Source organism: bacterium, assembly GCA_021372535.1.
In the GTDB taxonomy this organism is placed as follows: Bacteria; Latescibacterota; Latescibacteria; order Latescibacterales; family Latescibacteraceae; genus JAFGMP01.
Genome location: JAJFUH010000182.1, coordinates 1 through 8031, shown reverse-complemented (window position 1 = coordinate 8031; position 8031 = coordinate 1). Strand labels below are relative to the sequence as shown.

General features: G+C 53.9%; 4 protein-coding genes. 3 read left to right on the top strand and 1 reads right to left on the bottom strand.

The window, feature by feature from the left end:
• Window positions 1-530: 530 nt before the first annotated feature.
• Window positions 531-1997: a hypothetical protein gene (locus LLG96_16035; GenBank protein ID MCE5251718.1), complete on the bottom strand. Its 1467-nt coding sequence runs from the start codon at window positions 1995-1997 to the stop codon at window positions 531-533.
• A gap of 351 nt (window positions 1998-2348) precedes the next feature.
• On the opposite strand from LLG96_16035, the gene LLG96_16030 reads away from it, so the two are divergent.
• The 3 genes from LLG96_16030 to LLG96_16020 all read left to right on the top strand — a co-directional run.
• A complete protein-coding gene (locus LLG96_16030; protein ID MCE5251717.1) occupies window positions 2349-2543 on the top strand; it encodes a hypothetical protein in 195 nt (64 codons plus the stop codon).
• Between the two features lie 304 nt (window positions 2544-2847).
• Window positions 2848-5796 (top strand): heparinase II/III family protein, encoded by a 2949-nt coding sequence (locus LLG96_16025; protein ID MCE5251716.1) that lies wholly within the window; start codon window positions 2848-2850, stop codon window positions 5794-5796.
• Between the two features lie 350 nt (window positions 5797-6146).
• A partial coding sequence (locus LLG96_16020) for an aminotransferase class III-fold pyridoxal phosphate-dependent enzyme (protein ID MCE5251715.1) occupies window positions 6147-8031 on the top strand: 1885 nt, incomplete at its 3' end.

Genomic DNA, 8031 nt, shown 5'->3' with positions numbered 1-8031 from the left:
CCGAAAAACGCTTGTGACCGCGGGGCTTTTCAATGGGGTTGAAAAATCGGAAATTCCGAAAGGTGTTATGCTGTTCATAATCAATTCATTACAATGAAATTGTCATTGTGGATTTTTGGGGGAGCCAAGTGAATTTGTTATCTGAAACCCCACATTTTTAAGAACACTTTTTTAGATGTTACTTCCTTTGCGTGCCCAAAGGAAGTAACCAAGGAAAGGGCACCCCGTGAAAAGCCTGTTTCCACGGGCTTTTCAATGGGGTTGAAAAATCGGAAATTCCGAAAGGTGTTATGCTGTTCATAATCAATTCATTACAATTAAGAATGGATTATGGGGGGGGCAACAGTATGTAAACATGTCCCCGAATCATTAATCGGGGATAGGCACTTAGTGCCGATCCATGACAACCAAAATTCAGACATGTAGATTTTTTCACCACGCTTTCAATTCCGTGCGTCTTTTCAGCCGGATTACGGTATAAATATCTGCTGCAACGTTGCAGCAATCGACAGCCCCCTCCTTTTTTCAATTTACAGCTTGCTCTTGTCGATAAACAGCTCAGTCCGCTGGAGAACATACCCCGTATGCCCCATGCTCATGCACCTGTCCATGAGCTCGCGGGATATTTTCTCGGTCCACTGGTGCCCCTTGATGATGGGGAACGAGGGAATGCCGGTCGTATTCAACATGGCGGTCCGCTCCATCTCGTGTGTCCAAAGGGCGAGCGTTCCCTCCTTGTTGAAGTACCTGTAGAATTCCTCATCGGAATGCACCGATGGGTCGATCCCGATATGGAAATCGGCGATGCTTTTCCGCTGAATGGGCAGCTCGTCCCATCCGAAGAACTTCAGCACTGCGGTGATCGCGGTTTCTTCGTCCAGCCCTGGAATCCATGAGACAAGGAGATTCGCCCATGACGCCACAGCGCTGATGTGCTGGTAATCGAGCCATGCGAGAGGCATGAGACCATCGGATGCGCCATGCACGAGGTCCGCATAGTTATGGCCGACATAGAGCGACAGAGTCGGGTTGTGGGTGTCGGATATGAACTGTGCCCGGTCGCCCGTCGCCTGGTGGATCGAATTGCGGATTCCTCTCATTCTCATGCCGACTGCACCGGCGCGGAAGTTCATCCAGTCCACGACCGCGCTGTCCTCGCCGAGGAGCTGGAGAAAATCGGTGAATGTGAAGCCCGTCTTCGCCGCCTGACGGATTTTTGCGCTGTCCATTGATTTCAGATTCCTGCGGAGATTACGGCTGGCTTTCTCCATGGATTCGAAATCATATCCCATGTCGTATGCGAGCTTTCTGCAGTCGGGACATGCGCAGCCGAAGAGGTTGTTGAAGAACGACGGATTCGCATACCGGTAGTGGGTGACATAGACCGCATCGACATCGTAGGTCCGGGCGCCGTAGGTGTAGGCTGTCAGGTCCCAGTCCGCCACCTCGGGCTTGTTGAAGCATACGGTGATGAGCTGCCGGCAGAGCGAATAGGGTGTCGGCGGAAGCTCCGAGAAGGGAACACCCTCGAATGTTTCCGCGCAGACAGGACGGTACTGCTGGCCGTAATGGTGGCCGGTGTAATAGAGCCAGAAATCCATCCCGCGGCGGTGCACCTCATCGATTGTTTTTACGAGCTCCGAGTCGTCGTCGTCCTTGGCCGGGGTTGTGCCCATCCAGCCCTTATCCCTGAGCGGATTCATCGCCTTGAGCCAGTCGGGCATTTTGATACCCGTATAGCAGATGATGGCGTTGACACCGAGACGTTCCTGGAGGGCGTCCATATATTTCGGTTCTTCGAGAACCTCTTTGGTGCTCGCATAACAGCCCACGAGTTTTTTACCTTTGACCCCGGTTACAAACGGTCGTTTGGAAGCACTGGCAGCCTGCTGTGCAGTGGCATTCCGGGCGATAATGCCCGATGAGATTCCCAGCGCCGCCGCAGTAGCGGTTTTCAGAAATGAACGCCGTGTGGAGTCTTCATGAGCGTGGAACATAATTTTCTCCTTTGAGCTTGAATACAATTGTTCGTTGGTTTATACACATGATAATGTCAAACGGCACGACGAACAAGAGAAAGAACACACATATAAAAATATTTCAGCGGCATTCTTTCAATCAAAAGTTTGGATTTTGAAAAAAGAATAAATTACAACAAGTTATATTCTTAGGCTTCAAACCGATCAAAAATATTTTTGTAATTTTTTGTAAAAAACTGAAAAAAAAGGGAACCATTTGAGGTTATATGCATGTATACTAAAAGACACAGGGCGCGAGTAGTTTAAGCGAATACAATAATGTTATGGAATGGAATGAAATGCCATTGATCTTAAGTGAGGTGATTTTTTATGGAAAGAAACTTTGACGATCTCTATGAAATTCTTGACGATATGAATGCCCGGATTGAAGAAATTGTCAATGAGCATAACGATCCTGAGATTATTGATATGATTATTTCGAGGCTCCAGCAGAAAGCGCAGGAATTCATCTATGATTTTCAGGTGGAAATCGAAAAGCTCGAAACGATGAATGTTGAGTTATAACGAAAAGAATTTCAGGTGTTTTGCACGTATTTCAGAATTCCCGGTTTTTAATGAAACCGGGATTTTTTTGTCCGTTCCATTTTCTGGATTCAGAACAGAAAACAACGACCGGAAATTGTATTGGCAAAGCGTATGAAAATGTTGTATATCTATAAAGGTAAAAGATAGCTGCTTTTACGAAACTTCCGAGGTTTTTTGAACAACATTTCAGGACTGGAATGACACATTGAGAATTATAAAACCACAAAAACCCACACTGTTTTGCAGAATCATTTTTGTTTTTTTGTACGTTCTGTCTGCGCTTATGTATCTCTTGTGGCCGGGCATATCGTGCGCTCTGACGGAAACCCATCCTTTTATCATATATACGAACGATGACATCGGTGTGATTCAGGAGCGGCTGTCACGGGAGCCGTATGCATCGTGGTTTGCCGAGCTCGTGAAGGAAGCGGACGCGATTCTCCTGAAAAATGTCTCGTGGGACAAGGCCGATGTGCCCAAAGTCACCCAGAGTTATTACGCCAAAATGCTCGCGTTCGCATATGCGTTCGGCGACACTGCCGCACAGAACCATGCCGCATACGGCCGTGAGGCGGCGCGGTGCCTGTTCTACATTCCGGGAGGCGGCTATACCGGCTGGTTTTCGAGCGATCTCGATGTGTCGGAGACTGCGATGTTCTGGTGCGAAGCGTACGACATTCTCAAGGGAGCCGGGTATGATTTCACCCTTCTGGGCGTACCGGATATGGAGACCACGATCCGTGGAAAGCTATCGTCGCTCAGGGATTACATGGCCCGCGACTGGAACGAGGAATTCTTTTCTCCGTGCATCGGCCGTGACTTTCTGTCGGTCGCCTATATCAGCTCCGGCCGTTCGGACAACCATCATGTAAAGCTCTACAGCGCCCTTGCCGCTCTCGCGCTCGTCATCTATGACGAATCCGGGTCGGAGGCCGATTTCTCGCGCGCACGGAGCAGGCTCTCTTCCATTCTCGACACCATGACCATAACGGGCGATAACGGCGAACCTGCGGGCGGATGGGCCGAAGGTCCCAATTACTACCTCTACAGCCTCCGTCAGTTATACCCGGCTATGACCGCGCTGAATAACAGGGGGATTCTCGATTTTTCGACAAATAAGGAGCTCGCGAATACACACCTCTGGTTGTCACGGACAGTCATGCCTGATGGATACAGTCCCCCGTATGACGATAACGAGGCTGTCCGCTTCGACCTGTCGGGACTCCTGTATTACTGGTGCGGAAATGACTCCGAAAAGGATATGCTCCGCTGGATGTGGGAAAAAACCGGCAGGAGGGTTGTCAGGGAGGCCCTTCCCGAATACATATCGCAGTTCGACGATGTCCCGCCCGCTCATCCGGGACCATCGCAACTGGGGCTGAATCCGACGGATTTTTACCCTGAGAGCGGATTCGCCCGGTTTCGTAATTCGTGGGATAACGACGCCGTATACCTCCTCTTCCTAACCGAGCACGGCGAGGCCAATGTCAACGGTCAGGCGCATGAACATCCCGACCCGAACACGTTCATCCTCCATGCGTACGGCGAGATGCTCATGCTCGACAGCGGGTACGGCGGCTATGCGGAACATGACAAGACGAGATTCCCCGTCAACCATAATCTTATCCTCGTGGACGGCGAGGGTCCCGAAGAGGTGACCGGCAGCGATTCGAGGACCTTCTGGGACGGGAATGCATACCTCACGGAGTGGTTTTCCTCGGCAGCCGTCGATTATGCGCTGTCGAAAACCCGCTACCGTGAAACTGATTTGTACCGGTCGGTTCTCTTTCCCGGGCACCGGTACTTTATCATCTGTGACAGGGTTTCGGGCGCTGCGGACAAGAAGTATACCCTCCTTTTCCACGGCAACGGCGGCGGGACATCCGGCGGAACGTTTTCACAGACCGGCAGCGGCGGCATGTGGGAGCGCGAACAGGCTGTCTGCCGGACCTTTACCACCGGCTCGTCCGATCTGACCTTTGAAACGGAGGATATGATGCACGCCGTATACGCGCGGACTCCCATGCTGACCCATACGGTGCTCAAGGTCAGCCAGACGGGATCGGACGAACGTTTTCTGACAGTCATCTGCCCCGAACGTACCGGCGGCTCTCCGCCCGATATGTCTATCGCTGATGTGGCGAACGGGAGCGGAGTCCGTGTGGCTCGGGCCGATACGGTCGATTATGCGTTCGCGTCGTCCGCCGACTCGGTTGCAACCCTCCGCACCGGTAACGGCACCTATGCGACCGACAGCGGGTGGGCGTATGTGAGCGAATCGCCGGGGAAAACGCCTCTCAGCCTCTTTTTCGCCGGAGGAACGTCCATGAGCGCGGGAAGCGATACTCTCGCCGCGGCGTCTTCGACGGTCACCATGAGCCTCGATTACAGCGATTCAACCCGTGTGAGCGGATATATTCTGACCGCGGGCGAAACCGATGTGGAAGTGTATGCCCCGCGATCCTCGAAAATCCTGTTCGGCGGCGCGGAAATCCCGTTCGGCGTACATTCGGACAGGGTGAAATTTACCGTTTCCGGCAAAGGGGATCTCCTCATCGAACAGACGGGGAACGGGTATGCGCTCGATCCACCGTATAATGTCCTCGTTACGGATAACGGGAACGATCAGGGCCACAGAATCAGAATAACGTGGTCGCTCTCGCCTTCCGAGGAACAGGGCGCTGTCGAGTGGTACAGGATTTACCGCTCGCAGACATCGTCGCCGACCGATGCCGTGCCCATAACAAGCTTTTCCGATCCCGATTCGCTGAGCGCATGGGAACAACATCATACGGTGCTGGTCGATTCGGTGAGCGCAGGAAGGACGGAATACATCGACAGCTCGGTGCCGCTCAACGAGGTTTCGTACTACTACTGGCTCCAGGCTGCGGGGCACGGCGCCGAAAGCGGGAAAGTCGCGGCGGATACGGTCACCGGCGTCGAGGAAAAACCCGCCGGATTCATGGTGCGTGAACCATTTCCCAATCCGTTCAACGCCTCGACCATGCTGGAATACTACCTGCCCGAAAGCTGCCATGTCACCCTCGCGATCCATGATATTCTCGGCATGGTTGTCGCCATGCCCGAGGACAGTTTCCTTTCCGCCGGACTCCACAGAACTCTCTGGAACGGTACTGACGATAAGGGCCGTCAGGCAGCGAGCGGCATCTATATCTACCGGTTTGTGACGCCCTCGTTTACCGCCAGCGGGAAAATGCTCCTCCTGAGATAATTACTCCGCCGGTCTGACTTGTTATAAAAGATTTTAATGAACAGGATAACGGCCAGCTATAGATAACCGGAAAATTCAATCCTGTTCATCCCCATGCAATGGCATAAGCTCCGATAATCGCGCTATAGATAACCGGAAAATTCAATCCTGTTCATCCTGTAAATCATGTCAAAATAAATAATCCTGTTGATATTCGTATCTTCATGAATTAGTTTTTCCCTGATATTTGTTGTTCAATGCCTGAAATATATTCAGCAAGTCGGCTTGATTGTATTCATGTCACTCTTAATCCGCTTCATGCATGGACCGGAATCCTGTAATTTGTATCTTCATGGCGGAGAAAACCGATAATGGGTGAGTTGTGGCCGTTTAACGAGCTTGACAGAGCTGTAGCCGGAGAGATTTCCTCCTTTCTCCCCGACCGGATTTTCGACAGCCATGCTCATCTCTGGCGTGTCGCCGACTGGGAGGCTCCGAAACCGAATATTTTTACGGACGGCCCCGACGAGGTCACCATCGATGTGTGGCGTGCGTGTATCGGGAGGCAGGTCGGCGAATCGAGGCTTGTCGGCGGCCTTTTCATCGCGGTACCGATGTGCGCGATCGATCCCGCGAACGGGTTTCTGGCGGATCAGCTCGAAAACGAGCCGGGCAGCAGGGGCCTGATTTGCGTTTCGCCCGGTTATCCGAAAGAAAAGGCGATTTCACTGCTCCAACATCCGGCCATCGCCGGTTTCAAGCCCTATCATACGTTCAGCGCGGAAGTCCCGACATTTCAGTCGTCGATAGCGGGTTATCTCCCCGAATGGGTCTGGGAGCTCGCGGACGAGCGAGGCCTCGTCATCACCCTTCACCTCGTCAGGGATCGGGCGCTCGCTGATTCCGGAAACCAGCGTGAAATCCGTGAGATGTGCAGAAAGTATCCCCGCGCCAGACTGATTCTCGCCCATGCCGCCCGCGGATTTCATGCACCGAATACGGTCGAGGGAATATCCTCGCTCAGGGGGATCGAAAACGTATGGTTCGACACCTCCGCGGTGTGCGAATCTTCGGCGCTCGCAGCGATACTCGATGAATTCGGCCCGCGCAGGCTGCTCTGGGGCAGCGATTTCTGCGTGTCCGAGATGCGGGGCAGGTGTGTGACCGCCGGCGACGGTTTCGTATGGCTGTCCGATGAGACGATTTCCTGGGACGGATTATCGCCTGCCTGTCATCCGACGCTCGTGGGGCTCGAATCGCTTCGGGCGCTCAGGGAAGCCGCCGACATCTGCTGTCTCGATGACGGGGACATCCGCGACATCTTCTGCGACAACGCGCTCCGTCTTCTCGGTATCACGGAGGAATCGGGAACGGTCACCCGCGATCTCTACGACCATGCAAAACGGGTTATCCCCGGCGGTACGCAGCTCCTCAGCAAGCGGCCCGAAATGATGGCTCCCGAACTGTGGCCCGCCTATTACCGCGAAGCGCGGGGATGCGAAGTGTGGGACCTCGACGGCCGTCACTACTGGGATCTGTCGACGAACGGAATCGGCTCGTGCCTGCTCGGATACCGTCACCCGGCGGTTACCCGCGCGGTTCAGCGACGGATTCGCTACGGTTCGATGAGCACGCTCAATCCGCCCGAAGAGGTCGGGCTGGCCGATCTTCTCTGCGGGCTTCATCCCTGGGCCGGACGGGTACGGTTTGCCCGAACGGGGGGCGAGAGCATGGCGGTCGCGGTTCGTATCGCCCGGGCGACCACCGACCGCTCGATAATTGCCGTATGCGGCTATTCGGGATGGCACGACTGGTATCTGGCGGCAAATCTCGGTGAGGACGATTCCCTCAGGGGACATCTCCTGCCCGGTCTTGAACCGCTCGGAGTGCCCCGCGAACTCCGCGGTACAACGGTGACATTCCGCTACAACAGCCGTGAGGAATTTCAGAATGTCATCGACCGTCATGGCGACCGTCTTGCCGCGGTGGTCATGGAGCCCGCGCGCTACAACGATCCCGGCCCCGGATTTCTCGAACATGTCCGCGATGAAACACACCGGAACGGCGCGCTGCTCGTGTTCGACGAGATCACCATCGGCTGGCGTCTCACCTGCGGGGGCGCACACCTGAAATTCGGCGTCGTTCCCGATATTGCGGTGTTTGCGAAAGCCCTCGGCAACGGTCATCCTGTCGCCGCGATCATCGGAACGCCGGAAGCCATGGAGGGGGCACATTCCTCCTTTATCAGCAGCACCT